This window comes from Streptomyces sp. NPDC058653, assembly GCF_042716895.1.
Taxonomy (GTDB): Bacteria; Actinomycetota; Actinomycetes; order Streptomycetales; family Streptomycetaceae; genus Streptomyces.
In genome coordinates, this window is record NZ_JBHXRM010000031.1 from 84,868 (window position 1) to 103,099 (window position 18,232).

Annotated in this window: 8 protein-coding genes; 3 read left to right on the plus strand and 5 right to left on the minus strand. The window is 72.0% G+C overall.

What is annotated here, in order from left to right; genetic code table 11:
• Nucleotides 1-6: 6 nt before the first annotated feature.
• The 3 genes from ACFWU9_RS24730 to ACFWU9_RS24740 all read right to left on the minus strand — a co-directional run bounded on the left by ACFWU9_RS24730 (nt 7) and on the right by ACFWU9_RS24740 (nt 12,798).
• On the minus strand, nt 7-570 hold the full coding sequence (locus tag ACFWU9_RS24730; protein WP_384321928.1) for an FcoT family thioesterase: 564 nt from the start codon (nt 568-570) through the stop codon (nt 7-9).
• Nucleotides 567-11,132, minus strand: coding sequence for a type I polyketide synthase (locus tag ACFWU9_RS24735; RefSeq protein ID WP_384321931.1), 10,566 nt, complete (start codon nt 11,130-11,132; stop codon nt 567-569). Before ACFWU9_RS24735 ends, ACFWU9_RS24730 begins: the two co-directional genes overlap by 4 nt.
• Nucleotides 11,133-11,199: 67 nt before the next feature.
• Nucleotides 11,200-12,798, minus strand: a complete 1,599-nt coding sequence (locus tag ACFWU9_RS24740) for an AMP-binding protein (protein WP_384321933.1) — start codon at nt 12,796-12,798, stop codon at nt 11,200-11,202.
• Between the two features lie 223 nt (nt 12,799-13,021).
• Between ACFWU9_RS24740 and ACFWU9_RS24745 the strand changes: the two genes are divergently transcribed.
• Nucleotides 13,022-13,963: an ACP S-malonyltransferase gene (locus tag ACFWU9_RS24745; RefSeq protein ID WP_384321935.1), complete on the plus strand. Its 942-nt coding sequence runs from the start codon at nt 13,022-13,024 to the stop codon at nt 13,961-13,963.
• A gap of 20 nt (nt 13,964-13,983) precedes the next feature.
• On the opposite strand, the gene ACFWU9_RS24750 is transcribed toward ACFWU9_RS24745, so the two are convergent.
• A complete protein-coding gene (locus ACFWU9_RS24750) occupies nt 13,984-14,220 on the minus strand; it encodes an acyl carrier protein (RefSeq protein ID WP_384321937.1) in 237 nt (78 codons plus the stop codon).
• Between the two features lie 117 nt (nt 14,221-14,337).
• Between ACFWU9_RS24750 and ACFWU9_RS24755 the strand changes: the two genes are divergently transcribed.
• On the plus strand, nt 14,338-15,858 hold the full coding sequence (locus ACFWU9_RS24755) for an AMP-binding protein (protein ID WP_384321939.1): 1,521 nt from the start codon (nt 14,338-14,340) through the stop codon (nt 15,856-15,858).
• Here ACFWU9_RS24755 and ACFWU9_RS24760 read toward each other — a convergent pair.
• Nucleotides 15,841-16,437, minus strand: a complete 597-nt coding sequence (locus ACFWU9_RS24760; RefSeq protein WP_384321941.1) for a TetR/AcrR family transcriptional regulator — start codon at nt 16,435-16,437, stop codon at nt 15,841-15,843. The genes ACFWU9_RS24755 and ACFWU9_RS24760 overlap by 18 nt on opposite strands.
• 100 nt (nt 16,438-16,537) lie before the next feature.
• Between ACFWU9_RS24760 and ACFWU9_RS24765 the strand changes: the two genes are divergently transcribed.
• The gene (locus tag ACFWU9_RS24765; protein WP_384321943.1) at nt 16,538-18,181 is read left to right on the plus strand and encodes an MFS transporter; all 1,644 of its coding nucleotides are present in this window, start codon (nt 16,538-16,540) and stop codon (nt 18,179-18,181) included.
• Nucleotides 18,182-18,232: the final 51 nt, after the last annotated feature.

The following is an 18,232-nucleotide window of genomic DNA, read 5'->3' on the forward strand; positions in this document are numbered from 1 at the left end:
CGGGGGTCAGACCACGGGCGGGTTGGTGACGGCGGCGGTGATCTCGCCGTGGCTCTCGCCACCCTGCTCGTCCGCGTAGTGGCACCGGGTCCGCAGGATCACGAGGGCTTCACGCAGGTCGTTGGCGTCCCACTCGGCGATGTCGATGATCTCGATCTCGCCGGTGAAACGACGGCCCTGCATGGCGCTGCGGAAGCTGGACTTGAAGTCGGTGATGAACACGTCGGCGAGCTGACGGGTCCAGAACTGCTCGATCGTCCAGCCGGAGAACGGCTCCACCAGCTTCTCGCGCACCGACATGGCCAGCAGGTAGTAGGCCATCTGGTTGAAGCAGATGTTGAACTCGACCGAGTTGAAGTGGCCGGTGTCGTCGATGTAGCAGGACTCGGGGATCTCGAAGGTGCACGTGGCGACGAGTCGCCCGCCCTCGCGGGGGTCGCCCTCGGAGGTGACCGTGGCCGAGGTGAGGTACTCGCACCGCTTGGCCCGGTACGGGGTCAGCACCCGGTGCAGCAGTTCCTCGTCGGTGGGGATGACGCGCCGGTCGGTGGCGTCGAGTAGCTGGGTCATGTGGGGTCTCCTGATCGTCGCGCGGTGCGGAGAAGGTCGGCCAGGCTCATGTTCTGGATCGCGGCGGTGCGGTCCTCGGCCGCCTCGGCCGGCTCCGTCTCCGGTTCGTTGTCCGGTTCGTTGATCGCCATTTCCTCGAGCAGGTGCCGGGTGAGGACCAGCGAGGTCGGGTGGTCGAAGACGAGCGTCGCGGGCAGGCGTTCCCCGATGACCTCACCGAGGCCGTTGCGGAACCGCACGGCGGCGAGGGAGTCGAAGCCCATGTCGCGGAACGACCGTTCGGGGTCGACCTCTTCGGCGTCGCCGAAGCCGAGAATGGTCGCGGTCTGGGCCCGCACGATGTCGAGCAGGGTCTGCTCGCGCCGGGCCGGGGTGAGCCGGGCCAGCCGGTCGCGCAGGCTCTCGGCGGGTTCGGCCGTCGGCGCGGCGGTGTCGACGACGCGACGGGCGGGGCCGCGTACCAGATCGCGCATCAGATACGGCACGTCGGCGCGGCTCTGGCCGCTCAGGTCGAGCCGTACGGGGGCGAGGAACGCCCGGTCGAGCGCCCCGGCGGCGTCCATCATCGCCAGGCCCTCCTGGGAGGCGATGGGCACGACGCCGTCGCGCACCATGCCGGCCACGTCGGCCTCGGCCAGTTCGCCGGTCATGCCGCTGGCTTCCTGCCAGAGTCCCCAGGCGAGCGACTGGGCGGGCAGCCCGTGCGCCCTCCGGTGTGCGGCGAGGCCGTCGAGGAAGGTGTTCGCGGCGGCGTAGTTGCCCTGTCCGGCTCCTCCGGTCACGCCGGCGGCGGACGAGAAGAGGACGAACGCCGAGAGGTCCTGGTCCGCGGTGAGTTCGTGCAGGTGCAGCGCCGCGTCGATCTTGGGGCGCATCACCGCCGCCATCTTCTCCGGTGTCAGCGAGGAGATGATGCCGTCGTCCAGGATGCCCGCGGTGTGGACGACTCCCGAGAGGGTGCGGCCCGCCAGGACGGTCGCCAGCGCGACCCGGTCCGAGGTGTCGCAGGCGACGACCTCCACGCGTGCGCCGAGCCCGGTGAGTTCGGTCGCCAGGTCGGCGGCGCCCGGTGCGTCGGGGCCGCGCCGGCTGGTGAGCAGCAGGTCGGTGACGCCGTGGTCGGTGACCAGGTGCCGGGCGACCAGGCTGCCCAGGGTGCCGGTGCCGCCGGTGATCAGTACGGCGCCGGGGCGGTCGCCGAAGACGGTGGCGGCATCGCCGCCGAGGTCCGCGGTGACCCGGGCCAGGCGCGGGCGGAGGAGGGTGCCGCCCCGTACGGCTATCTGTGCCTCGCCCGTGGCGACCGCCGCGTCGATGACGGTGTCGTCGGCGTCGGCGTCCAGGTCGACCAGGACGACGCGTCCCGGGTTCTCCGTCTGGGCGCTGCGGACGAGACCCCAGACGGCCGCTCCGGCGAGATCGGTGACGTCCTCGCCGCCCACGGACACGGCGCCGCGGGTGACGACCGTCAGCACGGCGTCGGTGGGGCCCTCGTCGAGCCAGGACTTGAGGACGGTCAGCGCCGACGCGGTCTCGGCGTGGGCCGATTCGGCCGTGGTGCCGCCGGTGCAGCGGTGCGCGACCGTCCGGGGGGCGCTGTCCGCGGCGGGGGCGGCGGGCGCCCAGACGAGCTCGAACAGCGAGTCGTCGTACGCGGTTGTCCGGGTCAGCGCGCCTGTGGCCACCGGCCGCAGGACGAGGGACTCGACCGAGGCGACGGGGCGGCCCGCCGTGTCGGTCAGGCGCAGCGCGACCTCGTCCTCGCCGAGGCTGGTCATCCGCAGCCGCAGTGCGGCGGCTCCCGAGGCGTGCAGGTCGACCCGGGTCCAGGCGAACGGGAGGGTGACGCGTTCGGCGTCGGTGGCGAGCAGCGCGGTGGCGTGCAGGGCGGCGTCGAGCGCGGCGGGGTGGATCCCGAACCGCTGGGCCTCGGCGGCGGCCTGCTCGGGCAGGGCGATGTCCGCGTACACGTCGTCGCCGGAGCGCCAGGCGGCACGCATGCCCTGGAACACCTCGCCGTACGCGAGTCCGTCGTCGGAGACGGGCTCGTAGAAGCCGGTGAGGTCGACCGGTTCGGCGTCGGCCGGGGGCCAGGCACCCGTCTCCTGGGCCGGTTCGGGTCCGGTGTCGGCGAGCGTGCCCTGGGCGTGCCGGGTCCAGACGGTGTCGGCGGAGGCGTTGTCGGGCCGGGAGTGGATCGACACGGTGCGCAGGTCGGCGTCGACGACGACCTGGATGGCCACGCCGCCGTGCTCCGGAAGCGCCAGCGGCGCCTCCAGGGTCAGCTCCTCGACGCGGCCCCGGCCGACCTCGTCGCCGGCCCGGACGGCCAGTTCGACGAAGCCCGATCCGGGGAAGAGGACGGTGCCGCCGACGACATGGTCGGCGAGCCAGGGCTGGCCGGAGAGCGACAGGCGTCCGGTGAGCAGCACTCCCCCGGCGGCGACCGGCACGGCCGCGCCGAGCAGCGGGTGGTCGGTGGGCAGCTGTCCGATGCCCACCGCGTCGCCGGTGTGCTCGGTCATGTGCAGCCAGTACCGCTTGCGCTGGAACGGGTACGTGGGCAGTTCGACCTGCTGGGCCCCGGCCCCGACGAACTGGGTGTCCCAGTCGACGGTCGCGCCCCGTACGTACGCCTCGGCCAGCGAGGTGACGAACTGGCGCGGGCTGCCGGAGTCGCGGCGCAGGCTGCCGACGAGCGTGGCGGACACCCCGGCCGACTCGGCGGTCTCGTCGAGACCGGTCAGCAGGCCCGGGTGCGGGCTGGCCTCGACGAAGATCTCGAAGCCGTCGGCGAGCAGGGCCCGCGTCGTCTCCTCGAACCGGACGGTCTGGCGGAGGTTGGTGTACCAGTACTCGGCGTCGAGACTCTCGGTGTCGAGTGTTCCGGCGGTGACGGTGGAGTAGAACGGCACGGACGAGGTCCGGGGGGTCAGGCCGCTCAGCTCGGTGAGCAGCCGGTCGCGGATCTCCTCCACGAACATCGAGTGGGAGGCGTAGTCCACGGGGATACGGCGGGACTGGACCTCGTCGGTGTCCAGGCGGGCGCGCAGCTCGTCGAGCGCCTCGGGGCTGCCGCAGACGACCACGGAGCTCGGGCCGTTGACGACGGCGAGCTGGAGGCGGCCGTCCCAGTCGGCCAGGTACTCACCGGCCCGGTCGGCGGAGAGGGCGACCGACATCATGCCGCCCCGGCCCGCCAGGTCCTGCCGGATGACGCGGCTGCGCAGGGCGACGACGCGGGCGCCGTCCTCCAGCGACAGGGCGCCGGCGACGCACGCGGCGGCGATCTCGCCCTGGGAGTGGCCGACGACGGCGGCCGGTTCGACACCGGCGGCGCGCCAGGCCTCGGCGAGCGAGACCATCAGCGCCCACAGGGTGGGCTGGACGACGTCGACGGCGTCCAGGGCCGGTGCGCCGGGCGCGCCGTGGACGACGTCGAGGAGGTTCCACTCGACGTACGGTTCGAGGGCCTTGGCGCATTCACCGAGGCGGGTCGCGAACGCCGGTGAGTGCTCCAGCAGTTCGACGCCCATGCCCTGCCACTGGGAGCCCTGGCCGGGGAAGACCAGCACGGCGCGCGAGTCGCCGCGCTGGAGTCCCTGCACGACGGCGGGGGACGGGTTCCCGGCGGCCAGCGCGTCGAGTCCGGCGAGCAGACCGTCGCGGTCGGCGTCCACGATCACGGCCCGGTGTTCCAGGGCGGCGCGCCCGCGGGCGAGCGACGCGGCGGCGTCCACCTCGTCGACGTCGTCGTTGTCGCGCAGGAAGGCGGCCATCTGCGCCGCCTGGGCGCGGAGCGCCTCGGGGGACGATCCGGACACGGTGAGCGGGACGATCGGCGGGCGCGGGCCGCGCTGTTCGCCCGCTCCGGCCGGCGGTGCCTGCTCGATGATCACGTGGGCGTTGGTGCCGCTGACGCCGAAGGAGGAGACGGCCGCGCGGCGCGGGCGGCCGTCGGACGACCAGTCCCTGGGCTCGGTGAGGAGTTCGACGGCGCCTTCGGTCCAGTCGATGTGCGGCGACGGGGTCTCGGCGTGCAGGGTGCGGGGCAGCACCCCGTGGCGCATCGCCATCACCATCTTGATGACGCCGGCGACTCCGGCGGCCGCCTGGGTGTGGCCGAGGTTGGACTTGACCGAGCCGAGCCACAGCGGGTCCTCCCGCCGCTCCTGGCCGTAGGTGGCCATGAGCGCCTGTGCCTCGATCGGGTCACCCAGGGTGGTGCCGGTGCCGTGGCCCTCGACCGCGTCGATGTCGGCGAGCGTGAGGCCCGCGGAGGCCACGGCCTGCCGGATCACCCGCTGCTGGGCGGGGCCGTTGGGCGCCGCGATGCCGTTGGACGCGCCGTCCTGGTTGATGGCCGAGCCGCGGACGATCGCGACCACCGGGTGGCCGTTGCGCCGGGCGTCGGAGAGGCGTTCGAGCACGAGGAGTCCCGCGCCCTCGCCCCAGCCGGTGCCGTCGGCGTCCGCGCCGTACGCCTTGCAGCGTCCGTCGGGGGCGAGACCGCTCTGGAGGCTCATTCCCACGAAGGTCTCGGGCGTGGCCATGACGGTGACGCCGCCGGCCAGCGCGAGCGAGCACTCGCCCTGCCGCAGCGACTGCATCGCCCAGTGCATGGCGACCAGGGAGGAGGAGCAGGCGGTGTCGATGGTGACCGCGGGGCCCTGGAGTCCGAGGGTGTAGGCGATGCGCCCGGAGGCGATGCTGCCGAGGCCGCCGCCGGCGGTGAAGCCCGCGAGGTCCTCCGGCACGTCGCCCGAGCGCGTCGTCCAGTCGTGGTTCATGACACCGGCGAACACACCGGCGGCGGTGCCCTTCAGCGACAGCGGGTCGATACCGCCGCGCTCCAGGGCCTCCCAGGCGACCTCCAGCAGCATGCGGTGCTGGGGGTCCATCGCCTGGGCCTCCTTCGGGCTGATACCGAAGAAGGCGGGGTCGAACTCGGCGGCGTCGTGCAGGAAGCCGCCCTCACGTGTGTACGTGGTGCCGTGCTTGCCGGGCTCGGGGTCGTAGATGTCCTCGGTGTGCCAGTCCCGGTCCTCGGGGAAGTGGGTGATGGCGTCGGTGCCGCCGGCGACCAGCTTCCACAGGTCGGCGGGAGAGGTCACTCCGCCCGGGTAGCGGCAGCCCATCGCCACGATCGCGATCGGCTCGTCGGTCGCGGTGCGTACGGCGGCCCGGGGCGCCGCGACGACGGGCGCGGCGCCGCGCACGGTTTCGAGGACGTGGTCGACCAGGGCGCGGGGCGTCGGGTGGTCGAAGATGAGCGTGGAGGTCAGCCGCAGCCCGGTGGCCGTACCGAGCGCGTTGCGCAGCTCGATGGCGGCCAGGGAGTCGAAGCCCAGCTCGGTGAAGGCGCGGCGGGGGTCGATCGCGGTGCCGCTGTCGTGGCCGAGTACGGCGGCGATCTGCGTACGGACCAGGTCGAGGACGATCCGCTCGCGTTCGGCGTCCGGCTTCCCGGCAAGCCGGTCGGCCAGCGCTCCGCCGGGGCCGCTCGCGGCCGCCGCGGCGGCGGTGTGCCGACGGGCGGGCGGGCGGACCAGACCGCGCAGCATGTGCGGGATGCCCTCGGAACGGGCCCGCAGCACGGGTGCGTCGATGCGCAGCGGGACCAGCGCCGGGGCGCCGGTGAGCAGGGCCTGGTCGAGAAGGGCGAGGTTCTCCTCGGAGTCCAGGGCGGGGAGCCCGGAGCGCTCGGCGCGGCGCAGCGTCACCTCGTCGAGACGGGCGCCCATTCCCGCGTCGCCCGCCCAGAGGTTCCAGGCGAGGGACGTCGCGGGCAGGCCCTGGGCGGTACGGTGCGCGGCGAGCGCGTCCAGGAAGGCGTTGGCGGCGGCGTAGTTGCCCTGTCCGGCCGCCTCCATGGTGCCGGCCGCGGAGGAGAACAGCACGAAGGCGGCGAGCGGGAGTTCACGGGTCAGGTCGTGCAGATGCCAGGCGCCGTCGGCCTTGCCGTGGAAGACGGTGCCGACCTGCTCGGGCGTGAGCGATCCGGCGAGTCCGTCGTCGACGACTCCGGCGCTGTGGACGACGCCGGTCAGCGGGTGCTCCCCCGGGATCGTCGCCAGCAGCGCGGCCACGGCGGCGCGGTCGGCGACATCGCAGGCGGCCACGGTCGCCAGGGCGCCCAACTCGGCCAGTTCGGCGACGAGTTCGGTGGCGCCGGGGCTGTCGGGGCCGCGCCGGCCGGTGAGCAGCAGGTGCTTGACACCGTGCTGTCGTACGAGGTGACGGGCGACCACGCCGCCCAGACCGCCGGTGCCGCCGGTGATCAGCACGGTGCCGTCGGGGTTCCACGCGAGGGGGCGCGGGTCCTCGGGTACGGGGGTGCGGGCCAGGCGGGGCACGAGCACCTTGCCCTCGCGCAGGGCGAGTTGCGGTTCGGTGGAGGCGAGGGCGGCGCGCAGCTCGTGTTCGGGCACGTCGCGGTCGGTGCCGACGAGGACGAAGCGGCCGGGGTTCTCGGCCTGCGCGGAGCGCACCAGCGCCCACGGGGAGGCGACGGCGAAGTCGTACGGCGCGCCGCGGGTGACGATCGCGAGGCGGGTGTCGTCGCGCAGCGCGTCCTGGATCAGCGTCAGGACGTGCAGCGTGGCGGCGCGCGCCGCGTCGGCGGGCTCGCCGGGGAAGGTCTCGGGGACGTACGCCAGCTCGAACTCCTGGGCGGCGGCGTCCGGTTCCGACGGGGCCTGGATCTCGGTCCATTCGACGTTCAGCAGCGAGCCGCCGCCGGTGCCGGTGGACCGTACGCCGTCCATCGGCACGGGCCGCTGGACGAGGGACCGGACGGTGGCGACCGGCGCGCCGTTGACGTCGGCCAGTTCGACCGTGACCTCGTCGGGCGCGGTCTGGACGACATGGACGCGTACGGCGGTGGCGCCGCCTGCGTGCAGTTCGACACCGCGCCAGGCGAACGGGAGCCGTACCTGGCCGTCGTCCTCGGGCCCCTCGGAGGCGTGCAGCGAGGAGTCCAGCAGCGCGGGGTGGAGTCCGAAGCGCTCGCCGCCGGCCTCGTCGAGGGCGACCTCGGCGAAGACGTGGTCGCCACGGCGCCAGGCGGCGCGCACGCACTGGAACGCGGGGCCGTAGCCGTACCCCTGGGCGGCCTGGCGGCTGTAGAGGCCCTCGACGTCGAGCGGCTCGGCGTCGGCCGGGGGCCACTGGGCGAAGACCTCGGGGTCGCCGGTGGGGCCCTCGCTGTGCTCGGTCAGTACGCCACTGGCGTGGCGGGTCCAGTTCTCCTCGCTCCCGGCGGGGCGCGAGTAGATCTCGACGGAGCGGCGGCCGGAGGTGTCGAGCGCGCCGACGACGACCTGGATCTCGACCCCGGCGTCCGTGGTCACGGCCAGCGGCGTCTCCAGGGTGAGTTCCTCGACGGCGGCGCAGCCCGCCTCGTCACCGGCGCGTACGGCCAGTTCGACGAGTCCGGTGCCGGGGACGAGGACGACACCCGCGATGACGTGGTCGGCCAGCCACGGCTGCGACCGGGTGGACATCCGGCCGGTCAGGATCAGTCCGTCGGCGCCGGCGAGGCTGACGGCGGTGTCCAGCAGCGGGTGGCCGAGGGTGCCGGGGTTGCTGCTGCCGCCGTCCAGCCAGTAGCGCCTGCGCTGGAAGGAGTAGGTGGGCAGCGCGGTGCGGCGGGCGCCGCGGCCGTCGAAGAACCGCTCCCAGTCGACGGCGACACCGTGGGCGTGTGCCAGGCCGAGCGCGGTGAGGGTCTGGCGCTCCTCGTCGTGGCCGTCGCGCAGCAGCGCGGCGAACGCGGCGTCGGCGCCGCCGTCGGCGAGGCACTCACGGCCCATGGCCGACAGGACGGCGTCGGGTCCCAGTTCCAGATAGGTGGTGACGCCCTGGGACTCCAGCCAGCTCATCGCGCCGGCGAACCGGACGGGCTCGCGGACGTGCCGCACCCAGTAGTCGGCGTCGAACGCCTCGACGGGCTCCCCGGTCAGGTTGGAGACCACGGGGACGCGCGGGGCGGAGTAGGTCAGGGTCTCGGCGACACGGCGGAAGCCGTCGAGCATCGGCTCCATCAGCGGCGAGTGGAACGCGTGGGAGACGCGCAGCCGGCGCGTCTTGCGTCCCTCCTCCTTGAAGCGGGCGGCGACGGCCAGGACGGCGTCGGTCTCGCCCGAGAGAACGACGGCCTTCGGGCCGTTGACGGCCGCGATGCCGACCTTGTCGGTGAGGTACGGGGCGACCTCTTCCTCCGTCGCCTGGACGGCCACCATGGCGCCGCCGGAGGGGAGTTCCTGCATCAGCGAGCCGCGCGCGCCGACCAGCAGCGCCGCGTCGGCGAGGGTCATCACGCCGGCGGCGTGGGCGGCGGCGATCTCGCCGATGGAGTGTCCGGTGACGAGCGCGGGCGTCACGCCCCACGATTCGAGCAGCCGGAACATGGCGGTCTCGACGGCGAAGAGCGCGGCCTGCGCGTAGCGGGTCTGCTGGAGCAGCTCGGCCTGCGGCGAGTCGGGCTCGGCGAACAGCACCTCGCCCAGGGGCTCGTCGAGGTGGAGGTCGAGATGGTCGGCGGCGTCCTGGAGCGCCCGCGCGAACACCGGGAAGGCGCGCACCAGTTCACGGCCCATGCCCAGACGCTGGCTGCCCTGGCCGGTGAAGAGGAACGCGGTACGGCCGGTGGCCAGCGTCGTGCCGGTGACCAGTCCGGGCGCGCTCTCGCCGGTGGCGAGGGCGGTCAGGGCGCGGCGCAGTTCCTCACGGTCGCCGGCCACGACGGTGGCGCGGTCGCGGAGCGCGGCGCGGGTGGTGGCGGTGGAGTAGGCGAGGTCGAGCGGCGAGGCGGTGTCGACCTTCGCCAGCAGTCGTTCGGCCTGGCCGCGCAGGGCGTCGTGGCCCTGGGCCGACAGGACGACCGGCACGGGGCGCTCGGCCACCGGCTTCTCGTCGGACCCGTCGTCGGTGACGAGGGCGGCGGGCGGCTCCTCGATGATGACGTGGGCGTTGGTGCCGCTCGCGCCGAACGAGGAGATACCGGCGCGGCGGGGCGTCTCGGTGGCCTCCCACGGGACGGGCTCGGTCAGCAGCTGTACGGTGCCGTCCGACCAGTCGACATGGCCGGTCGGCTCGTCGACGTGCAGGGTGCGGGGCAGCGTGCGGTTCCGCATCGCCTGGACCATCTTGATGATGCCGGCGGCGCCGGCCGCCGCTCCGGTGTGCCCGATGTTGGACTTCACCGAGCCGAGCCAGAGGGGCTTCTCGGGGGAGCGTCCGCGTCCGTAGGCGGCGACCAGGGCCGTGCCCTCGATGGGGTCGCCGAGTGTGGTGCCGGTGCCGTGCGCCTCGACCGCGTCGATCTCCTCGGGCAGCAGACGCGCGTCGGCGAGCGCCCGGCGGATGACGCGCTGCTGCGCGAGGCCGTTGGGCGCGGACAGGCCGTTGGTGGCGCCGTCCTGGTTGATGGCGGTGCCGCGGATCACGGCGAGCACGGGGTGTCCGTCGCGCAGGGCGTCGGACAGCCGGGCGAGGACGAAGACGCCGACGCCCTCGGCGAAGGAGGTGCCGTCCGCCGCGGCGGCGAACGCCTTGATCCGTCCGTCGGGGGCCAGTCCGCGCTGGCGGCTGAACGTGGTGAACGTTCCGGGGCTGGAGATCACGGTGACGCCGCCGGCCAGCGCCAGGCCGCACTCGCCGCCCTGGAGCGAGCGCACGGCGAGGTGGAGGGCGGTGAGGGAGCCCGAGCAGGCGGTGTCGACGGTGAGGGTGGGGCCTTCGAAACCGAGGGTGTAGGCGACGCGGCCGGAGACGACGCTGGGCAGGTTGCCGCCCAGGACGTAACCGTCGAGGCCGTCGGGCGCCTCGTGGGTCCGGGGCCCGTACTCGTGCGGCTCGACGCCGATGAAGACACCGGAGGAGGTGCCGCGCAGCCGGCCGGGGTCGATGCCCGCGTGTTCCAGTGCCTCCCAGGACGTCTCCAGCAGCAGCCGCTGCTGGGGGTCCATGGCCAGCGCTTCCTTGGGATTGATCTGGAAGAAGTCGGCGTCGAAGTCGGCCGCGTCCGGCAGGAATCCGCCGCGCCGTACGTAACTGGCGCCGGTGACCGAGGGGTCGGGGTTGTAGATGCGGTCGAGGTCCCAGCCGCGGTCGGCGGGGAAGTCGGTGAGCACGTGGGTGTCGTCGGAGACGATCCGCCACAGGTCCTCGGGCGTGCTCACGCCACCGGGGAAGCGGCAGCCGATGCCGACGATCGCGATCGGCTCGCCGAACACCGACGGCAGGTCGGGCGCCGTCGACTCGTCGAGGGCCTCGGGCGCGGCGGTGCCCTGCACCAGGTCCGCGAGGTGCCCGGCCAGGGCCAGCGGTGTCGGGTGGTCGAAGGCGAGCGTGACAGGCAGCTCCACCCCCACCTCGGCGGCGAGGCGCCGCTGCAACTGGACCAGGCCCAGCGAGTCCAGGCCACCCGCCAGGAACGGGCGGTCGGCCGCCAGGTCGACGGCCCCGTCCCCGTAGGCGTCGGGATCGGCGGCCAGCAGCACCGCTGCGGCTTGCGCCAGCACCAGTTCCAGCATCGCGGCCCTTGACTGCTCGGTCATGTGCATACTCCGCAACGAAGAAGAGGCATGGAAACGTAGAGGACGCGTGGAGTCGATCGAGTGGGTGTCAGGACGTCACGCGGGCGGCCAGGGCGGCGCGGTCGACCTTGCCGTTCACGGTCACCGGGAACTCGTCCACGACGGTCAGACCGTGCGGGACCATGTAGGCGGGCAGCGCGGAGCGGCAGAAGGCGAGGACTTCCTTGGTGTCCGGCGCGGGGCCCGCGGGGGCGCAGGTGACGAAGGCGTGCAGCAGCGGGTCGCCGTCCTCGCGGGGCAGGACCATGGCGACGGCGCCGGTGATTCCGGTGAACTGGCCGACACGGCGCTCGACCTCGCCCAGCTCGACGCGGTTGCCGCGGATCTGGACCTGGGAGTCGACACGGCCGCGGAAGTACATCTCGCCCTCGGGCCCCATGGAGGCGAGGTCGCCGGTCTTGAACACGACCTGGCCCGATCCGGGGTGCAGCGGGTCGGGGAGGACGACGGAGCGGGTGGCCTCCGGGTCGCGCCAGTAGCCGGAGAACAGCGAGGGGCTGCGGAGGTAGATCTCGCCGATCGCGCCGGGCTCGTCCACGGGGGTGCCGTCGGATCCCAGGAGCATCATCTCGGCGCCGGCGACGGCGTAGCCGATCGACAGGCGCTCGGTGCCGGGCGGCAGCGGGTTGGGCACCTCGGTGATGGACGCGGCCATCGTCTCGGTGGCGCCGTAGCCGTTGGTGAAGCGGGCCTTGGGCAGCAGGTCCTGGAGGCGGCGCAGTTCGTCGAGGGGGAAGTCCTCCCCGGAGAAGGTGATGCGCCCGAGGACGCCCTCCTGGCCCATCTCGGCGAGCAGTTCGGACTCGTGGCGCAGCACGGGGCGCCAGACCGAGGGGACACCGTCGACCTGTGTGACGCCGGCGTCGCGCAGGAACGACAGGAAGCGGCGGGGCCAGTTGAGACGGGCGCGCGGTACGGGCACCAGGGTGGCGCCGTGGCCGAGGGCGAGGCCGATGTCGAACAGCGCGAAGTCGAACTGGAGCGGGGAGGTGTTCGCCACCCGGTCCTCGGACGTGATGAGTTCGGCGGCCTCGGCGCCGCGCAGGAACGCGATGACGCCGCGGTGGCTCATGACCACGCCCTTGGGGCGGCCGGTCGTGCCCGACGTGAAGGTGATGTACGCGGTGTCGATGGGCGTCACCACCCGGCGGCGGCGTACGCGCGGTACGGGCGGCCGCTCGACGGTGAGACCGTCGGGGCCGAACCGTGCGGTGCCGACCGCCTCGGGTATGCCGGTCCGCTTTCCGTGGTCGGACTGGAGGTACAGCGACGGCTCCGCGCTGTCGATGATCGTCAGCAGCCGCTCGTCCGGGACCTCGGGGCTGGTCGGGGTGAACGGGAGGCCCAGCGTGGCGCAGGCGAGAAGGGTCGCCACGGCGTCCGCGTTGGTGTCGGACTCCAGGATGACGCGGTCGCCGACGTCGAGGCCGAGCGCGTCGAGTGCCTCGACGAGTCGGTCGACACGGCTCTCCAGCTCGCCGTAGGTGACGGTCTCCAGACCGCCGTCCGCCGCCGCCTGGATCACGGCCGGCCGGTCGGGATCCCTCCGGGCCGCCGCCAGCAGATAAGTCCGCAGGTTGTCGACCGACGCGTGCGCCCGGACCGGACGAGCTCCATTCGGGCTCATGCGCCACCTTCTCGATTCAGCGTTTCCGACTAATGCCAGCCCATTTCTAACAGGTGGGCTTTTCGGCTCGCAAGAACCCCTGGCCACCGTCCGTAGAACTAGGGGGCCCTAGGGGTTATGCGACCAGTAGGGGCCAACAACACTGACCGTACAACAGTGGGATCGAAGTGGCGGGTCTTTCGGATCGCATCCGGTGAGCCCGACAAATAGGGAGAGCGAGAATATGTCGGCGATTATCTTTCCCGGAATCGGCCCGGTCCGGCTCGCCGACTCGGCGCGGTTCATGGTGACGCATCCCATAGCCCGCCGGCTCGTCGCCGAGACCGACCGGGTGCTTGGTTATTCGCTGCTCGACAGCTACCGGGAAGCCGAGGACCGGGGCGACCAGGGCGCGTTCCCCGAGCCGGCCCGGATCGCGTTCCTGGTGCAGTGCCTGGCGCTGGCCGAGTGGGCGGTCAAGGAGCACGGTCTGGAGCCGGCCGTCTGCGCGGGCGCCAGCTTCGGCGGTACGGCGGCGGCGGTGCACTCCGGCGCGCTGTCGTTCCCCGAGGCCGTGAAGATGACCGCCGCGTGGGGCCGTCGTGTGGACGACCACTTCGCGAGCGAGCACCGCGACATCGTCACCCAGTCGTTCGCCCGTGTCCCGGCCGACCGGCTCGCCGAGATCCAGGCCGAGTTGGACACGCGTGGCGACTGGAACGAGGTGGCCTGCCAGGTCGACCACGACTTCCACATGCTGTCGGTGCGCGAGGACGTCGTGGAGTGGCTGCAGAAGCGGCTCCGCGCCGCCGGTGGCCTGCCGCTCTACGTCATGCGGCCGCCGATGCACTCGGCTCTCTTCACCGCGCTGCGGGAGGAGATCGCGGCGGAGATCACCGCGGACATCGATTTCTCCGACCCCGCCATTCCCGTCATGTCCGACCATGACGGTTCGCTGGTACGGACGGGCGCCGGGGTGGAGGAATTGCTGCTGAACGCCGTGACGCGCACCGTGCGGTGGCCGGCCGTGGTCGAGACGATCAAGGGTCTTGGCGTCGACCGCGTGTATGTCACCGGGCAGGACGCCCTGTGGGGCCGGGTGGAGGCCATGACCGACGCGTTCCAGGTGGTGGCGGTCCGTCCCGACACAGCTATGCGACCGCGCCGTCGTAGCGCGATCGCATAGCGAGCATGAGGAGAATCCGGTCAGCGCATGGCTTCCAGGGTTTTCCACAGAGTCCCGGGAGTGGCGAAGTTGTCCATGTTGAGCGCATCGTCGACGAAACGGACGCCATACGTGTCCTCCACCGAGGACAGCAGCGAGACCATTCCCATGGAGTCGAGGCCGAAATCGCGCAGGCTCAGCTCGGCGGTCAACTCCTCGTCCGGTTCCAGCAAAGGAATCTGTTTACGGAGAAGTTGCTCGAAAGATTCGTCCCACATACGGGCTCCCGTGTTTTCCCGACGTTTACCGAATAGTCGGCGTCGCCGCCAACCTAAGCCCCGCACCCCAGGGGTCGGCACCCCTATCCACCCCTTTCCCTCTTCGGAGCAAGGACAATGAATCAGACACCCGTCCCCGGCCAAGGTCTGCACGAGCGGTTCCTGAGCGGCCTGGCACTGTCGCCCGGCCGGACCGCGATCCGCGTGGACGCCGCCGAGAGCCTGACGTACGAGGAGATGCACGAACTGGCGATGCGCCGGGCCGGGGCACTGCGGGCGATGGCCCCCGAGGGGCCGCACAACGTCGCCGTTCTGGCGGACAAGAGCCTGACCGCCTACGTCGGGATCATCGCGGCGCTGTACGCGGGCGCCACCGTCGTGCCGCTCAATCCGCGGTTCCCCGCCGAGCGCACCCGGTCCATGCTCACCGCCGCCAACGTCTCGACGGTCATCGCCGACCCGATCGGCCGGGCCTCGCTCCTGGAGACCGAGCTGGATCTGCCGGTCCTGGACGAGTCACCGACGACGCCGTCGCTGGACGCGCCGGTGCCGGTCGACCCGTCGGACATCGCCTACGTCCTGTTCACGTCGGGCTCGACGGGCCGCCCCAAGGGGGTGCCGATCAGCCACGAGGCCAACCACCACTACTTCAACCTGCTCGACGAGCGCTACGACTTCAGCCCCGACGACGTGTTCTGCCAGAACGTCGGGCTCAACTTCGACTGCGCCATGTTCGAGATGTTCTGCGCCTGGGGCAACGGGTCCCAGGTGCACGCCATTCCCCCGGCGGCCCACCGCGACCTGCCGGCGTTCTTCGCCGAGCGGCGGATGACGGTGTGGTTCTCCACCCCGAGCGGCATCACCTTCATCCGGCGGATGGGCGGTCTGACCCCCGGCTCGATGCCCACGCTGCGGTGGACCTTCTTCGCGGGTGAGGCGCTGCTGCACGAGGACGCCGCCGACTGGCACGTCGCCGCGCCGCAGTCGAAGATCGAGAACCTGTACGGGCCGACCGAGCTGACCGTGACGATCACCGGGCACCGCTGGTCGCCCGACGCCTCCGAGCGGCAGAGCGTGAACGGCGGCGTCCCGATCGGAAAGGTGCACCCGGGCCACGAGCACCTGCTGCTGGACGACGACGGAAAGCCGTCGGTGGAGGGCGAACTGGTCATCAGCGGACCGCAGATGACCCCCGGTTATCTGAACGCCGACGACAACCAGGGCCGGTTCCTGGAGCGCGACGGCCTCCGCTGGTACCGGACCGGGGACCGGGTGCGCCGGCTGGACGACGAGGAGCTGATCTACCTCGGCCGTATGGACGCCCAGGTGCAGATCCAGGGCTTCCGGGTCGAGCTGGCCGAGGTCGACCATGTCGTACGGCAGCAGTGCCCCGGTGTCCAGAACGCGGCCACCGTCACCCGGCCCGCGCCGAACGGTGGTCTGGAGCTCGTCCTGTACTACACCGGTGAGCGTGTCCCGTCGGCGACGCTGCGCCGCCAGCTGGCCGAGCACCTGCCCGACCCGATGGTGCCCAAGACGTTCCGGCACGTGGCGGAGTTCCCGCTGAACTCCAACCGCAAGGTCGACCGGGCTCAGCTGGCCCGGGAGGCCGCCGCGATGTCAGACGGTCGTTCCTGACCTGAAGTGATGGGCGTTCTCCACGACCGTCCGCAACGCCTCGGCGAGCGATACGCCCGTCGAGGCGTGCTCCGGGTCCACGACCCACTGCATCATCACGCCGCTGAGCAGCGCGTGGTAGAACTGCCCGACCGCGGTCGCTGTGGGCGGCGACAACTCGTCGCCGCCCCAGAGGAGTTGGACCAGGCCGTTCTGCGCCTGCTGCTGTGCCTCGATGAAGAAGGTACGCACCTCGGGCACATGGTCGCGCTGGGAGATCGCGTCGAACTGCGCCCCCCACACCGGGCGGTGCCGTTCGAACAGCTCGATCACCCGCGTCCAGGCCACCTCGAAGCGCTCGATCGGATCCTCGGGCAGGTCCCCCACATCGGCGAGCGCCCCCTTCAGCTCCTCGGCCCACTCCTCCAGCGCCTCCATGATGGCGGCGTTGAGCAGTGCTTCCTTGGTGCCGTAGTGATAGCCGATCGAGGCCAGATTCGTGCCCGACGCCTCGACGATGTCGCGCGCGGTGGTACGTGCGTACCCCTTCTCGTAGAGGCAGCGCTTCGCCCCTGCCAGCAGGTCCTCTCGGTGTCCCATGTCGAGAGTCTAGCCATTCCCTCAGTGATCTGTCTTAAACAGATGTCCTAAACAGAATCTGAATTAGACGAATCTCTTATACAGATCTAGAGTCGAGGCCATGAGTCCGCAACGTGCAACCTTGAAGGACTGGGTCGGCCTTGCCGTCCTTGTCGTCCCTGTCCTCATGATGTCGATGGACATGACGGTGCTGTACTTCGCGCTGCCGTTCCTCAGCGCGACCCTGGAACCGAGCGCCACCGAGCAGCTGTGGATCGTCGACATCTACGCGTTCATGCTCGCCGGGCTGCTCATCGCGATGGGCACGCTCGGCGACCACATCGGGCGCCGGCGGCTGCTCATCATCGGCGCCGTCGTCTTCGGCGCGTCGTCGCTCGCGTCCGCCTACGCGACCAGCGCGGAGCTTCTGATCCTCGCCCGCGCGGTCCTCGGCATGTCCGGCGCCGTCCTCGCGCCGTCCACGCTCTCCCTGATCCGCAACATGTTCCACGATCCCGGCCAGCGCCGTACCGCCATCGCGGTGTGGACGGCCGGCCTCTCCGGCGGCGCCGCCCTGGGGCCGATCGTCTCCGGCCTGCTGCTGGAGCACTACTGGTGGGGCTCGGTCTTCCTGATCAACATCCCGGTGACGATCCTGATCGTCGTGCTGGGCCCGATCCTCCTGCCTGAGCACCGCGACCCCAATCCGGGCCGGTTCGACTTCCTCGGTGCCGTGCTGTCGCTGGCGGCCATGATTCCCGTGATCTACGGCATCAAGGAGCTCGCCGACGACGGCTTCGCCTGGGAGCCGGTCGCCATCACCGCCGCCGGTGTCGTGATGGCCGTGCTCTTCGTCCTGCGCCAACGCTCCACCCCCAACCCGCTGATCGACCTGAGCCTCTTCAAGAACCGGGGGTTCACCGCGTCGATCGGCGTCAACCTGGTGGCCCTGTTCGCGATGATCGGCTTCCTGCTCTTCGCGACCCAGTGGATCCAACTGGTGTACGGGCTGGACCCGTTGGAGGCGGGCCTGTGGACACTGCCCGCGCCGCTGGCGGTGGCGGTCACCACCTCGGTCGCCGTCGTCCTGGCCAAGAAGATCCGCCCCGGCTTCATCATGGCCGTCGGCATGATCGTCGCGGCGGGTGGCTTCGCCATCATGACCCAGCTGCGCGCCGACTCGGAGCTGGCCATCGCCGTGGTCGGCGCCAGCGTGGTGTCGGCCGGTATCGGCATGGCGATCCCGCTGACCGCCGACCTGATCGTCTCCGCGGCTCCGGAGGACCGGGTGGGCGCCGCCGCGGCGCTGCCCGAGACCGCCAACCAGCTCGGCGGAGCCCTGGGCGTGGCGATTCTGGGCAGTATCGGTGCCGCCGTCTACACCCGGGACATCGACGACGCGACGAAGGGACTGCCCGCCGAGGCCGCGGAGGCGGCGGAGGGCTCGCTCGGCGGCGCGACGGAAGTGGCCGCGCATCTGCCCGCCGACGCGGGCGACTCCCTCGTCCAGGCCGCCGGCGAGGCCTTCACCCGCGGCATGAACATCAGTGCCGTGGTGGGCGGCGCCGTCATGCTGCTCGGCGCCCTGGCCGCGGCCCTGCTCCTGCGCGGTGTCAAGACTCCGACCACCCCGTCCGGACCGACGGGTCAGCCGGGATCCGAGGACACGCTGATGCTGCGCCGTGTCAAGATGCCTCCCGCCCCGCCCGGGCCGGCGAACCAGCCGTGGAACGGCAGGCCCCCCGTACACACGCCCAACCAGTAACGGCCGGCGCCCGGCAGAAGCTCCGACGCACGACCCGACGAAGAAGGGGGC